Origin of the sequence: Vibrio sp. CyArs1 (genome assembly GCF_022432925.1) — a bacterium.
In the GTDB taxonomy this organism is placed as follows: domain Bacteria; phylum Pseudomonadota; class Gammaproteobacteria; order Enterobacterales; family Vibrionaceae; genus Vibrio; species Vibrio mediterranei.
Genome location: NZ_JAKRBO010000003.1, coordinates 387,633 through 407,290 on the forward strand (window position 1 = coordinate 387,633; position 19,658 = coordinate 407,290).

Here is a 19,658-nt window from a genome sequence, read left to right on the forward strand (position 1 = left end):
TTGGAGATACCATGACTTTTGAAACACTGCTTGATACAGCTCGAATTCAACTTGATCACATTACCAGTAATGATGCAGGCTTCTTTGTTAAGTTGATGAACAGTGAAGGATGGCTCAAAAACATAGGTGATCGCAATGTTCGTACGTCAGATCAAGCTCAAGAGTATCTAACCAACGGTTTCATCAAAGCCTATCAAGAATTGGGCTTTGGGTATTACGTTGTGCGCCTCAAATCATGTTCAACACCGATAGGAATCTGTGGTTTCTTAAAGAAACCTGACCTGAGTTACCCAGATTTCGGCTACGCGTTCTTGCCCAGCTATCAAGGTAAAGGGTATGCGCATGAGGCTTGTAGCGAATTACTGACTTTTGCCATTGATGCTTTCCAACTTCCAGTGATTGACGCGGTATCACTGCCACAAAATGCACCCAGCATACGATTACTCGAAAAACTGGGATTTCAGTACATCGGCTTACATCAAACTAATAGCGACAGCCCACTTTCTTTATATCGCCTGAGCATAAAGTGATTATGATCGACAGTATTGAAAGTCCCCGAAAGACTCAACTTGATCCAATACATGTTATCTACCGGTCAGATAGTGTAGACTCGGCGTTCGAGCTAAGCATCTGATAAAAATGGAATTGAGTAGTACATGCAGTTGGAACAAATTGAAGAAATTATCGAATTCACGGATACGGATCACCTTAGTCAGGCAATGGAAGTGTTCAATGAACAAGGATTAGTCAGTCAGGCATTATTGCCCTTTCTTAATGTAGTATTCGATAAAGCGCCAGAGAAACTTTGCCATAAGCTATCCCGTATCGGTTTCAAAGGCCAACCAGCTATCATTTCAACATCAAGCGCTTGTGATTCTGCTGTAACTCAGTTTTTTATCTTTAACGCGAGTATTCTCAGTGTGTCGGATGTTCTCAATCAGATAGAAAAACCTACGGTGAAGTAGCTATATGCGATTGAAAGCGGGCAATGAGGATTGCCCGCTTTTTTAGTTACTCAGTTTGGTATAGGTTAAACCAAATATTCCGGCAAACTAATGGAGTTTTGCCCCAGCTTTTTTCTAAGCAAGTAATCAACAGACAATTTCCCTCCGCCTGCTAACATGAATATCCCAGAGACGAACATCCACATTGCAGGGAACTCCCAGCCACCCGTGGGTAGTACCCATACATACCCCACTGAATAGTGGCCGCCCAAGCCTACAGATACAAATAAATAGACTGCCGAACCAAACCCTGCGAGGCGTGTGAACAGGCCAAAGGACAGCATAATCGCCAAGGATATCTCAATGATTCCTGCAAGAATGACAAAGGCCTGAGGGAAGGGGAGGCCAATGCTGCCAAAGTAATCGGTAAATACGGCAAATGGATTACCTCCGACTAACAAGTGACCAGTGAAATGGGCAATAAACATGAGTCCTACATATATTCTTACTAATGTCATGCCCCACGCGTAGTGGTCTGGTTTTCCTATTGTCGATTGAGTTAGCGACAGTCTGGTTCTCCAAGGGAGGGCGATAAGTTGTAGGGCCAATAAGACGAACAACAGGGTGCTGGTTAGCTCAATGCTTGGGATACCTGGGCCTGTCTCTGCCACCATCAGAGGATCAAGTGACGACAATGTTGAAATATCGATTGATTCAAGGTGAATGGTTGAAAATATTCTTCCTAAAGTGAGCTGTGCAAACAAAGCACCTATCAAACCAAAAAAGTTAACCTGTCCTTTGTTATAGGTTTTAAGTAAGGACGCGATAAGAACGGCAATAAATAGGCCTGTGGAAGTAGAGACCCAACTACCTAGTCCGTTGTCCACAACGGCTTTGACAGAGAGTATTACCGTGAAAGTGGCGGCAATGAGGGTGAGTAGTCGTAATATCTTATCAAAAGTGTTCATCTTTTTCTCCTCAAAGCAAAGCCAATAAAGGCGATGTTGATTTTGCTGAATATCGAATTTGGCTTTTTCAGAATGGTACCGAGCTTGTCGGACTGCTAATGCGTATGCCGTGGCGCATTAACACGCCACGGCAAGGTTGGTAAGGCAAGGGGGAGAAAGGCCTATTACGCTTCTACTGGTTGTGCTTGTTTCTCGTTGCGGTTCGCTTTAAGAATCAATAACACACCGATGATTGGAACGATAACACCCACGTAAGGAATCATTTCTGCACCAAGCTGACCATCAAGAACCATACCTCCAAGGAAACCACCGAACGCATTAGCAACATTAAACGCTGAGATATTTGCTGTTGCTGCCAGCTCTTGTCCGTCACCACCATTGTTCATTACACGCAATTGCATAGATGGAACGTTAGCGAATGATGCGATGCCGAAAATAAATGATGCGGCGACGAATAGGATTTTGTTGTCGGTAAACACACCGACAAGTACTAGAGAAGCAATCATTGCAATGGCCCAAAATAGAGAAGATTTGTTTAAATCTTTGTCTGATGAGTGACCACCAAGCGTATTACCAATGATTAAGCCAAGACCTACAATGACCAGAATCCATGTCACAGCACTTTCACCGTAACCAGCAACATGCATAGCGATAGGAGCAATGTAACCGTAAAGTGTCATGAAGCCAGTCCAAACTACAGCGGTAATCGCTAGGCTAATAAGAAGCTTTGGATTTTTGAACGCAGCAAGTTGTGCTTTAACATTTTTCGCTTCGCCGTGACCTGTTGAATGGATAGCGGCAAGAATGGCGAATAGAGCTACGACACCGAATGCAGCGACCACAATAAATGTCGTGTGCCAGCCGAATTCAACACCGATCCAAGTACCACCGGGAACGCCTAGTACATTCGCTAGAGTTAGGCCTGCAAACATTTGTCCTACAGCGCGACCAGCCATTTTCTCAGACACGAGGTTTGTCGCTACAACGGCACCAATACCATAGAAAGGCCCTTGTACTAAGCCACTAATAATGCGACTGATGAACAAGATGTCATAACTTGGTGAAAAGGCTGACATGAGGTTACCGACTATAAATAATGCCATTAATCCGATAAGAACCATTTTCTTATTAAAGCGTGCGAGATAAATGGTTAAGATTGGTCCTCCAATCACAATGGCAAGTGCGTATGCACTGATTAAATAACCTGCCTGACCCTCAGTAATCGACAGCGATGTGGCAACTTGCGGCAAAATACCTGCGATAATGAATTCTGCAGTGCCGATAGCGAAGGCGGCGAGTGTTAGTATCCAGACTTGAAATGGCATCTTCTCTTTGTTCATGGTTTTTCTCCTCTAAAACGGTTTGGGATGAGTCACGCTGAGTTGTAAGGTGGCTCGTCTCTCAAGTGATGGTGAGAGTATATTTATTCATTTTAGTTTTTAGAATTACCCAAAAAATGAAATCATTATTCGTAAATATTGAACAATCTAATCAAATCTCTTTGTTTGGCAGCAGAACGGTTAAGAGTATGGGTAGCGGTAGGGCATTCCACTCACGTTGATCCGAGCTGTGTTGAGCGTCTTAGTCACAACACTCCAACTGTCGCCAAAAAAAAACACTCTTCTGAAGTGATAAATGTTTAAATAAATTATGTTTACGTAAATATATATTGGGAATAATGTGAAGCTTCAAGGTGATTCTTTTGGAGTTAACACATGAAGGGTAATGAATACGCAATTTTCGAAAGTATGTTGAGTTCCGCGGACATCAAGATTAATGGCTCTAGACCATGGGATATTCAGGTCAATGATGTTGCCATGTTTGATCGAATATTAGCCGATGGTTCGCTTGGTTTGGGTGAATCCTATATGGAAAAGATGTGGGAATGTAAGGACATCGCAGAATTGGTAAACAGGATCTTAGCGTTCGAGCTCGACAAGCACTTAGATTTAAGGACCAAAATGATACTTGGTGCCAAAATTGGTAAAGACAAAATCAAAAAGTTTTTTAACCCTCAAGGCACGACAATTTCCAAGCACAACGTCTCATTTCATTACGATATCGGTAACGACTTATACCGTGCTATGCTCGATAAACGTATGACGTATACCTGTGGATATTGGAAAAATGCAGATAACCTAGATGACGCTCAAGAGGCCAAGTTGGATCTAATTTGTAGAAAACTAGGCTTAAAACCAGGTATGCGGGTTTTGGACATCGGCTGTGGTTGGGGGAGTTTGATGATCTATGCCGCCGAAAAATACGGTGTAGTTTGTGATGGTTTAACGTTATCTGAAGAACAAGCAAAGCTAGGTACTCAGATGGTGGAGGAAAAACAACTTCCCGTTAATTTCATTCTTCGAGATTACCGACTCTATGAACCGGAAACGAAATACGATCGCGTTGTTTCTGTGGGTATGTTAGAGCACGTTGGTTCATCGAATTATCGAGACTTTTTCACATGTGCAGATAACTTTTTGAATCAAGATGGGGTCTTTTTACTTCACTCTATTGGTACGTTTGAATCGACAGAAACCAATGATCCGTGGATCCATAAATACATTTTCCCTAATGGTGAAATTCCTTCTTTAGCTCAGTTAGCGACGGCGATGGAGCCAGAGTTCAATATGGAAGACCTGCATAATATTGGAGAGGATTATGATCATACGCTTTGTGCATGGTATCGTAATTTTGACAAGGCTTGGCAGCAAGGTGACCTCAACTACAATGAGAGGTTTTACCGTATGTGGAAGTACTATCTATTGAGTTGTGCTGGTGCATTTCGTTGTCGAGAACTGAGCGTGTGGCAGATGGTACTGACAAAAGTTGGAACGCCAAAACCAGCTAGCGCTCGTTCTGAATAACCTTTCTATTGAGTAAACCGACACCAAGGTGTCGGTTTTGTGATTAATGATGTTTGGCGGACTCTAGGTATTTTATCGTCAATGGAATGCTGGTGGACTAGCGGATGTTAAAGCGAAAAACGGCGAAATATGCTAGGGTAATGCTCTATAACCATCGTCAATATTAACCGAGGTTAATCGTTTGATTAATAGAGAAAAAGAAGAATCTATCGTAAGTCAGTGGATGAGTGCGGACGCTGGTCTATCTGAATCGTCCGTTAGGTTAGTGACACAATTTGTTTTAGCTTCGAATCAGTTTACTCATGTTCGTTGTGAGTTTTGCAAGCAATATGGATTAAATACGTCTGAATTCGATGTCATCGCAACACTTTATCGAGCGGGTGACGTTTATGAAGTGACAGCGAAAGAACTGAAAGAGCAGACCTTGCTTCCTTCGTCGGGCGCGTTATCAAATCGAATTGATCGCCTGGAAGCGAAAGGTTTGGTTCAGAGAAGACATGATACGATTGATAAGCGCAGCGTAAAAATATCTCTCACTGAAGACGGAGTGGAGTTAGTCCGTCAAATGTATCCAAAGTTCTTCGAGCAAATGTCCAGTCAGTTTTCATCCCTAGAGCCAAGTGAGATAGAAACACTAATGGTATTGATGAGTAAGATGGGAGCCTGAATATAGGTATCGCCTTAGACTGGATACCACGCAACGGGTATCTGCGATGGCTCTTATAAGTATATGCACTTTCATGACTTAAAAAACTGTCTTGCCTGATTTAAGGCCACCATTTCATGTGTCAAGCTTCTGATATGAAATGGGGCCTTAGTCTTATCTAAAAATAATCTCAGCGGAGATTCATAATCTTGTCTATTCATACTATTTGAGTTGATTACCCATATGGGACTGACGGTATTGGTGTCTTGCAATGCTGAGTTTTACGCCGTAATACATAATTTTGCTGATCGAACTGATTACATGGAAAACCAGCACAAGTAGTGAGACTACTTCAATTGCCAAAAAAATAGTCTTAGTGACCCCGACGCTCGCGCCTTTTTTGAATATGGATAGTGCTTTCATAGTAACTCCTAACTCTTACTGACCTTATGTGGCTCATTCGAACCTGATTAATAACACGGCACACGTTAACCCCGCATACCCCATTTGATGACTTGAAGGCACTTTACTATCTATTTTTGTTTATATAAAGTATGTTTAATTAAACATAAATGAGAGTCGTAGTATGAAAATCTTTCTAGCCATGTTGGCTCCGCTGTTGTGGGGGACCACTTATGCCGTAGTGGCTTCTGAATTTGTCGGTTGGTCACCATTTGCGCTGGCGGTGTGGCGAGCATTACCAGCGGGCATAATACTGCTGTTACTTAAACCAACCTTACCAAAGGCGTCAGAACTGCCTGCATTGCTACTGATAGGGTTTCTCAATATCGCTTTGTTCTTTGGTTTGCTCTTTGCTGCAGCGATGCAGCTTCCTAGCACTTTGGTGGGCGTTGGAATGGTCGCATTGCCTGTGATTGGTTTGGCTATAATGGGTATCTTCCATCAAGTAAAACCGTCTCTGATTCAATTGCTATCAGCCTTAATTCTTATTGCCTGTGCAACGTATTTGTTCTTTTCGAGTACCGTTCCTGTCAATGTGAGTTCGGTGGTGCTACTTATTGGTGCGATGACGGCACTGATAGGCGGTAGCGTAGTAGCAAAGCACGTCATGAAAAAGATCCATTGGTGGAAGCTACTCACATGGAAACTGATTTTTGGAGGCTTGCTGTTGATCCCCATGGCATATTGGGAAATGGTATGGAGCGGTAGGTCATTTGTCGCAGCTATCCCGGTTGGTAGTGAGCAGTGGGCCGCGATGTTCTGGTTGACGATAGGACTCACTTCTTTGGCGTATGGTGCTTACATTTATACAATTCCGATGATATCTACTAATGAATTGAGTTTTTTTGGAACCTTCAATCCTATATTGGCGATGGTTCTCGGAGCGACAATAATGGGAGATTCATTTAGTCAAGTTCAAATATCAGTGATGGCTTTAATGGTTCTAAGCAACCTAATGGCACAGTTTTTCGAATATAAGAAAAAGCTACCAACCGAACAAACCATAATTGATTACTAATCTTCCATCTCTTCAAATTCCATTTTAATAGGGATTTAATCGGCGTGTATTGAATGTTATTGAAAGAAAATATTCGCTAACAAGTCAGAACTTTTAATATAAATAAATTTATACGGTGAAATAATGAATAAAAAAATAAACTTAGGCGTAACAGATTTATCATTCCATAGAATTACCGCCTCTCTTATATCTCATGTGCTTACCGACATGGGATTTGAGGTAAATCGAATCTACTCTCCGCACCAAGAAAATTTCGCAAAGCTTAAGTCTGGTGAGGTTGATATTCTAACCTCTGCTTGGCTGCCTTCTAGCCATGGAATCTACAAACAGGATGTTGAACAAAAACGTCCCGTGATTGAGTTGGGTTTGCACTATGAACCTTATGCGCATTGGGGAGTGCCAAGTTATGTTCCTGAAGAAGCAGTTCGGGAAGTGAAGGATTTGCTCAAGCAAGATGTACTGGGCAAAATGCAAAAGGATATTCAGGGCATCAATCCTGGAGCCGGCATTACCAGATTTTCAATTAAAATGATGGAAGAGTATGGATTGAGTGAAGCTGGGTACGAATTTCACACTGGGACTGAGGAAGACTGCTTTACTACCTTTGAGCAACGAGTCGCCAACAATGAGTGGTTCGTTGTGCCACTATGGAAACCGCAGTTCCTGCATTTCAAGTACGACATTCGAGAGATAAAAGACCCTAAAGGTTTGCTCGGTATTGTTGACCGTGCTGTACTACTCGTTCCTGAAGACGTAGCAGATAGGTTTACAGCAGCACAAATCAATCAGCTAGATGATTTGAAGTTTTCTAACGAGATTATTGCAGAGCTAGACTACAAAGTGAGTAGGGAAGGTTTGGATATTGATATTGTGACTAAGCATTGGTTGGAAAATAATCGATAAATAACTTTGTCGTAATTGCTGATAAAAATCACTCTTTATGAGTGATTTTTTTAACTTTGTAAGAAAATTTCCAATAAGAGAGCTTGCAAGAAATTTTCAAAAACTTATTCCATGTGATGGGAATTATTATATAGACTCATCCATTTAGTTTGCTTCTTTGTATTATTCGCCTGTGCAAAAAAGAGAATTCGCTTTTTTAGATATTATGTTATTCATTATAGAGCGTATCCTACTCTGTGTTTACTACTACAAAATGCAAATAAAACCTCTTGCTACCTGTCGATAACGCCTTTTGGTCCACTTTGGGCGTCTTAAATAAAAGGCAATTACTGTTCTTGTATTTAATTTGAGTGGTAGTAAGAGGTTACCTACTCGCGAAGTAATGGAAGGATAAGCAATGACTAAAAAACTAACCACTGCAACGGGTTGCCCTGTTGCTCATAATAATCACGCGCTAACAGCTGGTGAGCGCGGTCCAATGCTTCTTCAAGACACTTGGTATTTGGAAAAACTCTCCCATTTCAATAGGGAAGTAATACCAGAAAGGCGTATGCATGCTAAGGGTTCTGGCGCATATGGTACTTTCAAAGTGACTCAGGACATCACTAAGTTCACAAGAGCCGCGATGTTTTCTGAAGTAGGTAAAACAACCGAGATGTTTGCTCGGTTTACTACCGTTGCAGGAGAACGTGGTGCTGCCGATGCTGAACGTGATATTCGCGGGTTCGCACTCAAGTTTTATACCGAACAAGGAAACTGGGACTTAGTGGGTAACAATACACCGGTATTTTTCCTCGCCGATCCTCTGAAGTTTCCAGATTTAAACCGAGTGGTGAAACGCGATCCGAAAACGAATATGCATAACGCCGAGAGCAACTGGGATTTTTGGACCTCTCTACCGGAAGCACTACATCAAGTCACTTACGTTATGGGAGATCGTGGGATACCTGCGAGCTATCGCCATATGCACGGTTTTGGCTCACATACATTTAGTATGATTAACTCTGATAATGAGCGCTTTTGGGTTAAGTTTCACTTCAAAACCCAGCAAGGTATTAAGAACCTGACTGACGAACAAGCTGCAGTTATCGTTGGAGCAGACAGAGAGAGCCACCAAAGAGATCTATTCGATGCGATTGAGCGTGGTGACTTCCCGAAATGGACCTTGTTCATTCAAGTAATGTCTGAGGAAGAAGCTGAATCGGTGGACTTTAACCCGTTTGATTTAACCAAAGTATGGACTCACGCTGATTACCCACTGATAGAAGTTGGTGAATTCGAGCTAAACCGTAACCCTGAGAATTTCTTTGCTGAAGTTGAACAGTCGGCTTTCAACCCGGCCGCTGTTGTACCTGGTATTGGTTACTCTCCAGACAAAATGCTTCAAGGTCGACTCTTTGCTTATCGTGACGCACAAAACTACCGTCTTGGAGTGAATCATCATCAAATCCCAGTCAATGCACCGCGTTGTCCTGTGCACTCCTCTCATCGTGATGGGTTGATGCGAGTGGATGCTAACTCGGGCGCAACAATAGGTTATGAACCGAATCAATACGGAGAATGGGCGGAGCAACTAGACTATTCAGAGCCACCTTTGAAAATCTCTGGGGACGCAGACCATTACAATCATCGAAACAATGTTGACCAATTCCAGCAGGCTGGCGATTTGTTCCGCTTAATGTCTGAGGATGAGCAACAACGTCTGTTCGCAAATACGGCACGTGCTATGTCGGGAGTGAGTGAAGCAGTTAAGTTGCGTCACGTGTACAACGCCTCTCAAGCGGATACGGCTTATGGAGAAGGGTTGGCGCGCATATTGGGGTTGAGTAACAACTAGCAATGACATCAAGGCTCCACGGCATGAATCCGAGGAGCCTTGTTCTATGAACGAGCAGAGCGCTACCTGTGAACAGTGCTTGTGTCTCCCGCTGCTACAGAGACCAGTACATAGCTGACTTGCTGACCATTAACTTGTTTGTGCTGACTGCGAACGGTTTGTCCATCGACAACTAAACTTGGATAATTACCATAGAACCACACCTCCCAATCTAGGTTATGATTTGAGTCGTTAGTCAGTGTGGACTTACTTAAACCATCGTGTCGGACAGTAAGCTCATGTTCTCCCATTGGAAGTTGTGTTACTTCCAGCCAACCAATGTCTGGAGTGAGATGGGAAGCGGTGACCACTTTGTGGTTCGCTGCATCAGGTTTAATGCCCATCAAGCCTTCGATTGTGTTGGAGATAAAGGTAAACGAGATTTCAGGGTAATCACCGTTGGTACCTTGAGTTGGACGTTCATGTGGCTCATCTTTGATATCCATGATGTATTGCATCCACTTCCATGCCTCCTCATTACGATTGTACGGGAAGTAGGTTTCTGGAATGTAAGTGTAGGCCTCAATATTATTTGGAGCTTCTGGAGTCGAACCGATGCCATCTCCTAAGTTTTTGGCGATAAAGTCAAGATAACGATTATTACGCTCCCCAGGTTCGGTAATTCGCTTCATTGGCATAAACCAACTGTTTTCCTTACCAAAATCATTCATTCTAAAGCCATCTCTTTGAACGATATTGACGTAGTTGTCGAGTGGTTTATCAGGGTCGGCGATACTCCATTCCTCGTTAAAGTACGTTTTGAGTTGCTGGGCTTTCTCACGCCAAACAGCAGCTTCACTATACTCTTCACGAGCTTCTAACATAGCGGAGTAAGCCACTGTTGCTTGGTATTGTGAGCCAATACCATCTCCGGCTTCAATTGGAAACTCGCCGCGCTCGTTGTAGGTTGCTGACCCCTCAAAAATCCCACCGTAACCTTCTGCGATTCCGTTTGGATCTTGGTCGTCGTGTAATTCGATATAGTCTGTGAGCACTTTAGTGTAAAAGCGCCATAGGTCCTCATCTTCGATGTAGCGATTATCACCAGTCCACTGATACTGCTGCCATGCTTTTTCGACGAACTCAAACTGAGCCGGAACCTCGCGGACAAACCAACTATCATCTTTGTAATCAATAGTATGAGGCGTGCCATCGAAGTTCACAGCCCACAAGGTGTACCACTTTCTGGATTCTGTTGAGTGTTTGGCAAAGGTCTTAAACATGGAAAAGTTTTCGATATCCAATCCAGCGATCTTTGCTCCGCTCGCCTGATGCAAAAAATCGCGAGAATAGAAGGCTGTTCTATCAAAATACCCCGCCCAATAGGATGGGATGTAATCCGCGGTGCCATCTCCATCGTTGTTGAATTCGTCACGGTTGACCAGATCATGCTGGCCAGTCATAACGAAGCGACGGGTTTTATCGATAGCCCAATCGAACGACTCTTGGAGCTTTTGGTTGTAAGAGGTGACAACAACTTGTTTCTCTTTTTCGATCGCTTTGATTGTCCAGCGTTGCTTATTACCTTTTAGATCGGTTACGACAGCACGAACAGGCTGAGTAAAGTCAACCGTGTCTCCGTTTTCTAATGAGACATTGCTGGTGGATGAAACGAGAATATTATCAATGGTGATACGGGTTAAGTCGGTACCATAAGGGACGTAAAACTCAATCTGTTTAGACTTCTTATTAAGGTTTGTTGCGCCCACTTGCTCTAGAGCGGAGAACTGGATGATCTGATTGAAGTTCAGCTTTTTGTTCTTGTCACTCTTAGTCAAAGAAACACTGTCGACACTAACACCACCACGTTTAGAACCCGAGAACCAGACCTTTAATTGTTCACCTTGCTCCAAAGGAATGTGCTTGAGCTTGTTACGTTTGTATTTTTTGCTCTGTTTAGCTTTATCTCGTACCAAGATTTCATCGTACAGGTTGGTAATAGCAAGAGTGGCGTCTTGTCCTGGACTGATGATAAACGCAGATAAATCATAATAGCCACTTTCAGGAATCGTGATTTCTTGGCTTATGTGGTGGTTTCGACCTTGGGCAATACGGCCTCGGTATTCACCTTCATGAGTTTGGTCGTTTTTGATATTGGCAAACCAATAGCTCCAGCCTAGTCCTTTGTTTTCAAATGTTGGGTTCACAATAAGGTTGTCGTTCTGTTGTGCAATTGCCGCACCAGATAGTGTGAGGGCAAAAGTGATTGCGGATGCAAGGACTTTAAGTTTCATACTGTTCTCTTTATTGGAAATGGAAAATCTAGCCGATGTTTGACGATTGTTAGTGAACCCATGCAGACCGGACTTCTGCATGGGTTTTATTGTACTGGGTTAAAGAGCTTGTGCTGGCTCAGCAGGTTTAGTCGATTGACCTTTTTCGGAACCATCATTGGTAATGTGATCGTATTTCTCTGTGAGATGGTCTTGAATTTGTTGGTGATAGGCTCCGTTCAACTTGTAGAAGCGGAAATAGACCACCAATGCAATTGCAAAGAAGAACGCAGGTAAACCAACCATGATGCATTGCATGCCAAAGACAGTGTCAGCACTTTGTTCTACGTTTGGCACGTAATCGACAGCAGTGAGCGCGATACCGATGAAGAATGCGGCGAATGCTGAACCTGCTTTTACCACTAATGTCTGTACCGAGTAGGCGATACTCTCACAGCGAGAGCCTAGCTTGTACTCACCGTAATCGACAGTGTCTGCCACCATGATGACATTCAGAACCCAGAACAAAGCAGTACCGATTTGGAGTAGGACACCAGCCGTTGAAATCAATAGAATGCTCTGTTTGTCGTACATGCCTACATAAATAAGTACCGCGCTACCTAAAATCGGGAAGCTAGAAGCACAAGCCCAAAGAACACGACGTGAGAACATTTGTGCTAATTTCGGGAACAGTACTAAGGTAATGAGGTTCGCAATCCCCGCATAAGCCATGTAATAAGGGAATAGAGCTTCGTTGCCGACCACGTAGGTAAAGTAATAAACCGCGAACGCTGTAATGATGTTTGTCGCTAGGTTGTAGGATAGCGCCATACATAACACGCTCGTTAACTGATCATTTTTGTAGATGAGTTTAAGAAGCTGTTTTAACGATACTTTTTCTTCCTGTTGTGTTTCATCCAAATTAGCGGTCGAGTAGCGCTCTTTGACGTTACGAAGAGTGATGTAAGTTGAGACAAGGAAACAAGCGATTAAGAGTAACGTAAAGATTTGGAAGCCAAAACCTTTGTCATCACCACCTACATAGTTCACAAACGGCATAGCAATGGCAGCAGTGACTATCCATGCAAGACTTGCAAAGAATCGAGGATAAGGAACAAGCTCTTCGCGCTCACGTTTGTCTAAGGTTAGAGTTGGTACTAGAGACCAGAACGGGATGTCCATTAAGGTGTAAGTCATACCCCATAAAATGTAGGTGACAGCGGCATAAGCAATCAGCCAAGGGCCGTCAATATAGTGTGCACTGAACAGCATCAGAAGAACTACAGAGTTGGCAAGTGTGCCAATCAAAATCCAAGGCTTGAATTTACCCCAGCGACTACGGGTATTGTTAACGATCCAGCCCATTATCGGGTCGTTGACCGCATCCCAAATACGTGCCACGAGGAAGATGGTACCCACCGCCGCAGCGGAAATGCCTACCACATCGGTGTAGTAGAACATTAAATACATATAGACGATGGTAATTGCGAAGTCCTTGCCAAATGCGCCGAAGCCATAGCTCAGCTTGGTATTCATTGAGATACTCATTTGTTACTCCTTACGCCTTCCCATAGAGAAGGCGTTAAATATTCACGTTATTGTTTTTATTGGTATTGATTTACTGATTTACCCACTCAGGCAGCCAGCCTTCATGAGCGTCGATGAGGTCATCAACCAGTGCATAAATTTCCTCTAACCCAAGTACGGCAGCGGTATGAGGGTCAAGCATGGCTGCGTGATAGATGCGCTCGCGGTTTTCGGTGAGAATCGCTTCAGTTAACAGTGTTTGAACATTAATGTTGGTTTGCATCAACGCGGCTAAATGATTTGGTAATCGACCCGCCTTGATTGGTTGAACACCGTTGGCGTCAACTAAGCAGGCGACTTCTACACAGCAACCCTGAGGTAAGTTGTCGATCAATGCTTCGTTCTTGACGTTGCCGTAGATGACGCTTGGAGTTCCTGTCCAAATTGAGTTCATGATAGTACTGGCGTATTCATGTGATTCTTGAACCGTAATTTGGTCGGCGTTTTTGAATTCTTGAAGGTCTTTTTTCCAGTCTGCAATTTGTTCTACACAGCGTTTCGGATATTCATCTAGTGGCACTTTATAACGTTCTATCAAATCAGGGCGATTTGGTTTGATAAAATATGGCGTGTATTCAGAAAAATGTTCTGAAGATTCAGTGACAAAGTAGCCAAGCTTTTTGAACATCTCATAGCGTACGAGGTTGGTACAGCGGCCATTGTGGTGAAGACCTGGCTTAGGCGCTTTACCACTTTCAAAAGCTTCGAGAAGATCAGGGTAGATATCAACATACTCGCCTTGCTCATTTTTCTTCTCTAGTGTGAGGTAATAAGCCATGTGGTTGATACCTGCACAGGTATAGCGAAGGTCAGCATAATCAAGGTCCAAATCACGAGCTATCTCTTCAGCCGTGCCTTGCACCGAATGGCAAAGACCCACTTGCTTAATATGCGGATACTTTTCATACATTGCCCAAGTGTTCATCGCCATTGGGTTGACGTAGTTAAGCATGGTGGCGTTTGGACAAACTTCTGTCATGTCTTCACACACACTCCATAAATGAGGAATAGTGCGCAGCGAGCGCATGATTCCACCAGGGCCTAAAGTATCAGCGATGGTTTGCTCTAAACCATGACGTTTACACACTTCAAAGTCTGTCACCGTACATGGCTCATAACCGCCAATTTGGAATGCGATAACCACAAAGTCAGCATCTTTGAGTGCTTCTTTTTGGTCTAGATGACAAGTGATGGTACCGGTCGCACCAGAGGACTCCATAAGTTTGCTCACGACAAGGTGAGATTCTTCTAAACGCAGTTCATCAATATCCATCAGCGCAATCTGCGCTTGTTTTAATGCGGGCTTGTGGAAAACGTCACCAAGGATGTTCTTAACAAAAATGGTGGAGCCAGCACCGATGAATGTGATTTTGGGGCTTTTCATAGTCGAATCCTTTATCTCTCAAAGTTCTGTTTCGATGAAGCTAAGGTACACCTGTGGCAAGAGTAGATTCGTCTCAGATATAACAATGAGTATCCTGTTTTCTCATATTTCTAATGAGCCAAATAAAAATCTTAGGAAATGGGACAATATTGTCATTTTTGCGGATAAAGATTGTGAAAATACTAGCGAATTTCATGTAACGCACTGACTTTAATCACATAACTTGAATCTTACTTATTGGGGTAGTTTGGCTATATGATCTTGTTCAGAGTTTTAAATTGCACGATTTGCTAAAACAGGTTTGTACGATTTCCTAAGGAGTGATAGATGAAACAATATGACCCAGATGCGCTGAAAGTTGTCACCCAAGACAAATACTCATCAGAAACGGTATCGGTCAGCCCGCTGTCGCTTTATTCGTCGTATGAGAAAATTGATATTGAATTGAGACCGCCACATTCGATGCCGGGATACCATTGGCATGGCCAAATTGAAGTTAATATTCCGTTCGGTGATGATGTGGAGTACATCATTAACGGCAGCCCCATTGTTGTAAAAAGCGGTGCGATTGGATTGTTCTGGGCATCGGTGCCACATCGCTTGACTGACCCGGGTCACAGCCACAATATGGGAATCATAAATATTCCTATCCATCACTTTATGTCTTGGACATTGAGCCGAGATCTCGTCAATCAAATCACTCACGGTAGTGTAATTCAATCCAACTCATGTTCGCTGATTAGTGAGTTTGAAATTGCCCGTTGGGCAGAAGAAATGAACCATCCATCGGAAAGCCGCCAGCAGCTTGCTGTGGATGAAATTGGCTTGATGTTAAAGCGGATTTGCCTTGATGGTTGGCAGCAATTACTTATTAATAAGCAGGACAAGTCAACACCAAAAGGGGTGTCTAAACACTCTCAGTTTTACGTCAGTCAGATGTTGGAATACATAGCAACGCACCACAATCAACCTCTGACGATCAAAGATATCGCTGAACACATTGGTTTGCATACCAACTACGCAATGAACGTGTTCCAACGCACCATGCAGATGACCATTAAGCAGTACATCACCGCCATGCGCATTAACCATGCCCGAGCCTTGCTTAGTGATACAGACCGAACCATATTAGATATCTCACTTACCGTCGGCTTTAACTCAAGTAGCCGCTTTTACGAGACATTCCAAACCTATATCGGAGTCACGCCCACACAATATCGCAAGCTGTCGAGAGAAGACCACCGTTGGAGCAGTCACGGTACTAGTCCATTATATGATCTTGAGAAAGGAGCCTGCGATGGGAAAAGACCGCTGACGGTATTGGGGAGCTAGTATGATAGCTTTTTCCATGTTTTAACAAGGGCGCGAAATAGCCTAATAAAGAGCATTCAATTGATTTGTACAATCTAAGTCTGCAGATTTCCCACACCTCATTTTTTGCAACCTATGCAACTCTTTCTATACTTAAACTCATGTTATCGGAAGGATAATACTCTATAAAACAATAAGGTAAGTCGCTTATGATGAGTTTAATTTTCTTATTGCTTTTGATCGCCATGGTTAGCGCGTTCATTGGTAAGAAAGAGGTGGGTTACGCATTTTTCGGAGTCTCAGTTGTGCTGGGTCTATATTGGTTTCATCACCATGCAACCGATACGTTATCGATCTTGTTATAGCGGAGGTGACTACTTATGAATCAGAAGCACATCACTTTGCTGAATACTCTAGGATTACTTGGAATTACCTTTGTTTTGCTCATGGGATCAGTTTTACAGGTGGCGTGGAATGAACTGCCATGCCCACTTTGCTTATTGCAACGGATTGGTTTTGTAATGGTCATGTTTGGATTCCTGCTCAATATTGTGTATGGCACGGAGCAGCGTCACTATGGTGTCATTTTAGTGGGGGCTCTATTTGGTGCGGCAACAGCACTTAGGCAGGTTTCACTGCATGTGATTCCGGGAACCCCGGGTTTTGGTAGCCCGATTTTGGGAATGCACTATTACACGTGGGCTTTTGTGATTTTTGCTATGACTATCGCGGGAGTTGCATTGTTATTGGTACTTTGGAATAAAGACTGGAGTGATGACCAATACCAAATGAGCATGTTTGGTCGAGTCGTCTGTATTTTGGCTATCGTGGCGGTAGCTATTAATGTGTTGTCGACCTTTATTGAATGTGGTCCGTATCAATGTCCGGATAATCCGGTTAGTTATTGGTTGCTCGATAGCTTCAGTTAACTTCCAAATAAAAACGCTTGGCTAACACCAAGCGTTTTTCTAACGGTGAATTAGATATCTACTGAACTATTTCGCCAGCTTCAACGACGGTCTTGCGAACCACTTCCGTGAACGCTAATGCTTCCTCTCGAATCTTATCTTCATCTACGGTTAGCATGTCGCGGTCTTTCATTATGATTTTACCATCGACGATAGTGTGTTTAACGTTAGCGGAGTTCGCTGAGTAAACTAACGCCGAATAAGGGTTGTAAACCGGAACCATGTTTGGTGCTTTGGTATCAATGACGATGATATCTGCCAACTTGCCAGCCTCTAGTGAGCCAATTTTATCTTCCATGTGCAGTGCACGTGCGGCGCCCATGGTCGCCATGTCGATAACTTTGATTGGAGGCATCGCTGCTCGGTCTTTGTTGACTAGCTTGTGGACCTTAGCCACTTGATTGAACTCGTCAATAGTACTTAGTGTGTTACCAGACATCGGGCCATCAGTACCTAAGCCAATACGTACACCTTGGTCATACATTTTGAGCGCCGGAGATACACCTTTCGCCGATTTGATATTTGCACTCATATTGTGTGCCACACCCATATCAGACTCTTTCACCAACTTGATGTCTTCGTCATCGACCAAAATCATGTGAGCACCAACAAGGTTTTTATTGAGCGCGCCGATACTGTGCATATACTGAACGGGAGACATGCCATTGGAACGTTCTGCGATCTTCTCTTGTTCTCGATGAGATTCAGCAAGATGGATCATGACGGGCACGTCGTGCTCCAGTGATAGCTTAGCAATTTTCTGTAGTGTTTCTGTCGTATTGGTATAAGGACCATGAGGGGCAAACGCTGGGGTAATACGAGGGTGGTCTTTATACTCTTCAATAAAGTTCAAAGCGTATTTGATGCCTTCATCAGCATTGGCAGCATCTGCTACTGGGAATTTAATCACGGTTTCGCCCAACACTGCACGCATACCGATTTCATCAACGGTTTTTGCCACTTCATCTTCAAAGTAGTACATATCAGCGTACGTGGTAACACCACCTTTCACCATCTCAACGTTACCAAGGTTTGCCCCGATACGAACCATATCACGAGACACCAATTTAGCTTCAAGCGGGAAAATATAACGGTGTAAGCGATCTGGCACATCATCGGCAAGAGAGCGGAACACGGTCATTGATACATGAGTATGGGTGTTGATTAGTCCGGGCATCACGATATCACCATCAACATCAAGTGTTTGTTTGGCTTTATATTGTTCAGCTAGCGCTTCGTCGCCTACGGCGACAATCTTGTTGTCATCGATAACCACAGTGCCGTTTTGGTACACGGTCTTCTCTTGGTTCATTGTAAGCACGAGAGCGTCGGTGATCATCAGATCGACTTTTTGGGCAGCATGTGAAAAAGTACTTAAGCCAGCGATCGTCGTGGCGAGTAACGTTTGCTTGATATTCATAGTAGCTCTTAATTATTGTTTTTAATTAGCGCGAATAATAGTGAGTTCTAGATGAATTGCAAACGTTTGCTGGAGTGAGGTTGCGCAGGGTGAATGAGTTGGGCTAATAGTCTCACTTTTCGAGAATCGTATGGCCGTTGTCGACAAGTCCGTGAGTGATATGTACGTGACCTTGATTGGAAATGACGATGGCTTCAACGTGCTGTTGTTGATTCAAGTAAGCTAATGCGTCGTCAACCGAATTCAGGAAACCTGCCGTGCTCCATATTTCACCATCGACAGACAACTTGGAAATTATCGTTACGCTCGCGATATCAGTCACGATGGGCTTGCCGCTCTGTGCATCGAGTAAATGATGATATCGTACCCCGTTGTGTTCAAAGAAGCGTTCATTGATGCCAGATGTGACGACGGACTTGTCGTTAAGTGGTACGATTCGGCAAACTTGGCCCCTTGGGCGAAATGGGTCCTGAATTCCGACCGTCCATGCTTTTGCTTTGCTATTAGGCGCATGCCCTATGGTTAAGACGTTCCCTCCCAAGCTGATATAACCGGACTCTACCTCTTGGCTAATTAAATACTGCTTTATCCTGTCAGCAAAATAGCCTTTGGCGATGGCGCCTAAATCAATCTGCATACCTACTTTGGTTAAGAATACCGTTTGGTAGACGTCATCAAACACAATGTGTGAGGGATTTACAAGTTCGAGCTTTGATGCAAGCTCAGAATTGGAGGGTAGGGTCGCGTCCTTAAAACCAATACGCCACGTTTTGATTAACGGCCCAATGGCGATGTTAAAAGGATTGGCGTTATCAAGGCTCACTGCGGTGGCAGTTTTCAACAGTTCGTATAAATCAGCTTTGACACGCACCGGGCGTATACCTGCATTGTGATTGACGTTCATCAGCTCCGAATGAGACTGATTCACGGTAAAGCGCTGGGCGAATTCTTGGAGTTGGAGATAACAGTCCTTTAGCAATTGCCCGCCATTGTGATGATGAATAACAAGATCAATGAAGGTCCCCATCATTTGAAAGCGAGTTTTATAGCTAGGCATAATGTGTCTCCGAACAGGAATAAAAATAGGGAAGCCG

The 19,658-nt window shown here is 43.5% G+C and carries 18 protein-coding genes; 10 read left to right on the forward strand and 8 right to left on the reverse strand.

Annotated features, from left to right (window positions below; translation table 11 throughout):
* Positions 1-11: 11 nt before the first annotated feature.
* Positions 12-530 carry a GNAT family N-acetyltransferase gene (locus tag MMA19_RS12305; protein ID WP_031493167.1) on the forward strand — a complete coding sequence of 173 codons (519 nt, stop codon included), beginning with the start codon at positions 12-14 and terminating at the stop codon, positions 528-530.
* 126 nt (positions 531-656) lie between these two features.
* Entirely contained in the window at positions 657-965 is a 309-nt protein-coding gene (locus MMA19_RS12310) for a hypothetical protein (protein WP_240206337.1), read from the forward strand.
* Positions 966-1,030: 65 nt separating this feature from the next.
* Here the strand turns inward: MMA19_RS12310 and MMA19_RS12315 are convergent, their stop codons facing one another.
* Together MMA19_RS12315 and MMA19_RS12320 are read right to left on the reverse strand one after the other, a co-directional pair.
* Positions 1,031-1,912: a DoxX family protein gene (locus MMA19_RS12315; protein ID WP_240206338.1), complete on the reverse strand. Its 882-nt coding sequence runs from the start codon at positions 1,910-1,912 to the stop codon at positions 1,031-1,033.
* Between the two features lie 164 nt (positions 1,913-2,076).
* On the reverse strand, positions 2,077-3,252 hold the full coding sequence (locus tag MMA19_RS12320) for an MFS transporter (protein WP_006069267.1): 1,176 nt from the start codon (positions 3,250-3,252) through the stop codon (positions 2,077-2,079).
* A gap of 375 nt (positions 3,253-3,627) precedes the next feature.
* Between MMA19_RS12320 and cfa the strand changes: the two genes are divergently transcribed.
* Both cfa and MMA19_RS12330 read left to right on the forward strand, forming a co-directional pair.
* Positions 3,628-4,776: a cyclopropane fatty acyl phospholipid synthase gene (gene cfa, locus MMA19_RS12325; RefSeq protein ID WP_031494225.1), complete on the forward strand. Its 1,149-nt coding sequence runs from the start codon at positions 3,628-3,630 to the stop codon at positions 4,774-4,776.
* Between the two features lie 181 nt (positions 4,777-4,957).
* Positions 4,958-5,443, forward strand: a complete 486-nt coding sequence (locus tag MMA19_RS12330; RefSeq protein ID WP_231892903.1) for a MarR family transcriptional regulator — start codon at positions 4,958-4,960, stop codon at positions 5,441-5,443.
* 201 nt (positions 5,444-5,644) lie between these two features.
* Here the strand turns inward: MMA19_RS12330 and MMA19_RS12335 are convergent, their stop codons facing one another.
* Positions 5,645-5,845, reverse strand: coding sequence for a hypothetical protein (locus MMA19_RS12335; RefSeq protein WP_006069264.1), 201 nt, complete (start codon positions 5,843-5,845; stop codon positions 5,645-5,647).
* Positions 5,846-6,008: 163 nt separating this feature from the next.
* On the opposite strand from MMA19_RS12335, the gene MMA19_RS12340 reads away from it, so the two are divergent.
* The 3 genes from MMA19_RS12340 to MMA19_RS12350 all read left to right on the forward strand — a co-directional run bounded on the left by MMA19_RS12340 (position 6,009) and on the right by MMA19_RS12350 (position 9,642).
* Complete coding sequence (locus MMA19_RS12340) at positions 6,009-6,902, forward strand: DMT family transporter (protein ID WP_239913709.1); 894 nt, start codon at positions 6,009-6,011, stop codon at positions 6,900-6,902.
* 123 nt (positions 6,903-7,025) lie between these two features.
* A complete protein-coding gene (locus tag MMA19_RS12345; protein WP_198558659.1) occupies positions 7,026-7,805 on the forward strand; it encodes a glycine betaine ABC transporter substrate-binding protein in 780 nt (259 codons plus the stop codon).
* Positions 7,806-8,202: 397 nt separating this feature from the next.
* Entirely contained in the window at positions 8,203-9,642 is a 1,440-nt protein-coding gene (locus MMA19_RS12350) for a catalase (RefSeq protein ID WP_240206339.1), read from the forward strand.
* Positions 9,643-9,704: 62 nt separating this feature from the next.
* Here MMA19_RS12350 and MMA19_RS12355 read toward each other — a convergent pair whose 3' ends face one another.
* The 3 genes from MMA19_RS12355 to MMA19_RS12365 form a co-directional block, all read right to left on the reverse strand.
* A complete protein-coding gene (locus MMA19_RS12355; protein WP_240206340.1) occupies positions 9,705-11,915 on the reverse strand; it encodes a hypothetical protein in 2,211 nt (736 codons plus the stop codon).
* Positions 11,916-12,014: 99 nt separating this feature from the next.
* Positions 12,015-13,442, reverse strand: a complete 1,428-nt coding sequence (gene melB, locus MMA19_RS12360) for a melibiose:sodium transporter MelB (protein WP_062455911.1) — start codon at positions 13,440-13,442, stop codon at positions 12,015-12,017.
* 70 nt (positions 13,443-13,512) lie between these two features.
* Positions 13,513-14,865 (reverse strand): alpha-glucosidase/alpha-galactosidase, encoded by a 1,353-nt coding sequence (locus tag MMA19_RS12365; protein WP_240206341.1) that lies wholly within the window; start codon positions 14,863-14,865, stop codon positions 13,513-13,515.
* Between the two features lie 327 nt (positions 14,866-15,192).
* Here MMA19_RS12365 and melR point away from each other — a divergent pair, with 327 nt between their 5' ends.
* The 3 genes from melR to MMA19_RS12380 all read left to right on the forward strand — a co-directional run bounded on the left by melR (position 15,193) and on the right by MMA19_RS12380 (position 17,105).
* Positions 15,193-16,197, forward strand: coding sequence for a transcriptional regulator MelR (gene melR / locus MMA19_RS12370; RefSeq protein WP_038226208.1), 1,005 nt, complete (start codon positions 15,193-15,195; stop codon positions 16,195-16,197).
* 188 nt (positions 16,198-16,385) lie between these two features.
* Entirely contained in the window at positions 16,386-16,541 is a 156-nt protein-coding gene (locus tag MMA19_RS12375; RefSeq protein ID WP_006069256.1) for a DUF5993 family protein, read from the forward strand.
* Between the two features lie 15 nt (positions 16,542-16,556).
* Complete coding sequence (locus tag MMA19_RS12380; protein ID WP_240206342.1) at positions 16,557-17,105, forward strand: disulfide bond formation protein B; 549 nt, start codon at positions 16,557-16,559, stop codon at positions 17,103-17,105.
* A gap of 58 nt (positions 17,106-17,163) precedes the next feature.
* On the opposite strand, the gene MMA19_RS12385 is transcribed toward MMA19_RS12380, so the two are convergent.
* Together MMA19_RS12385 and MMA19_RS12390 are read right to left on the reverse strand one after the other, a co-directional pair.
* Entirely contained in the window at positions 17,164-18,564 is a 1,401-nt protein-coding gene (locus MMA19_RS12385; protein ID WP_240206343.1) for an amidohydrolase, read from the reverse strand.
* Positions 18,565-18,676: 112 nt separating this feature from the next.
* On the reverse strand, positions 18,677-19,621 hold the full coding sequence (locus MMA19_RS12390; RefSeq protein WP_240206344.1) for an FAD:protein FMN transferase: 945 nt from the start codon (positions 19,619-19,621) through the stop codon (positions 18,677-18,679).
* Positions 19,622-19,658: the final 37 nt, after the last annotated feature.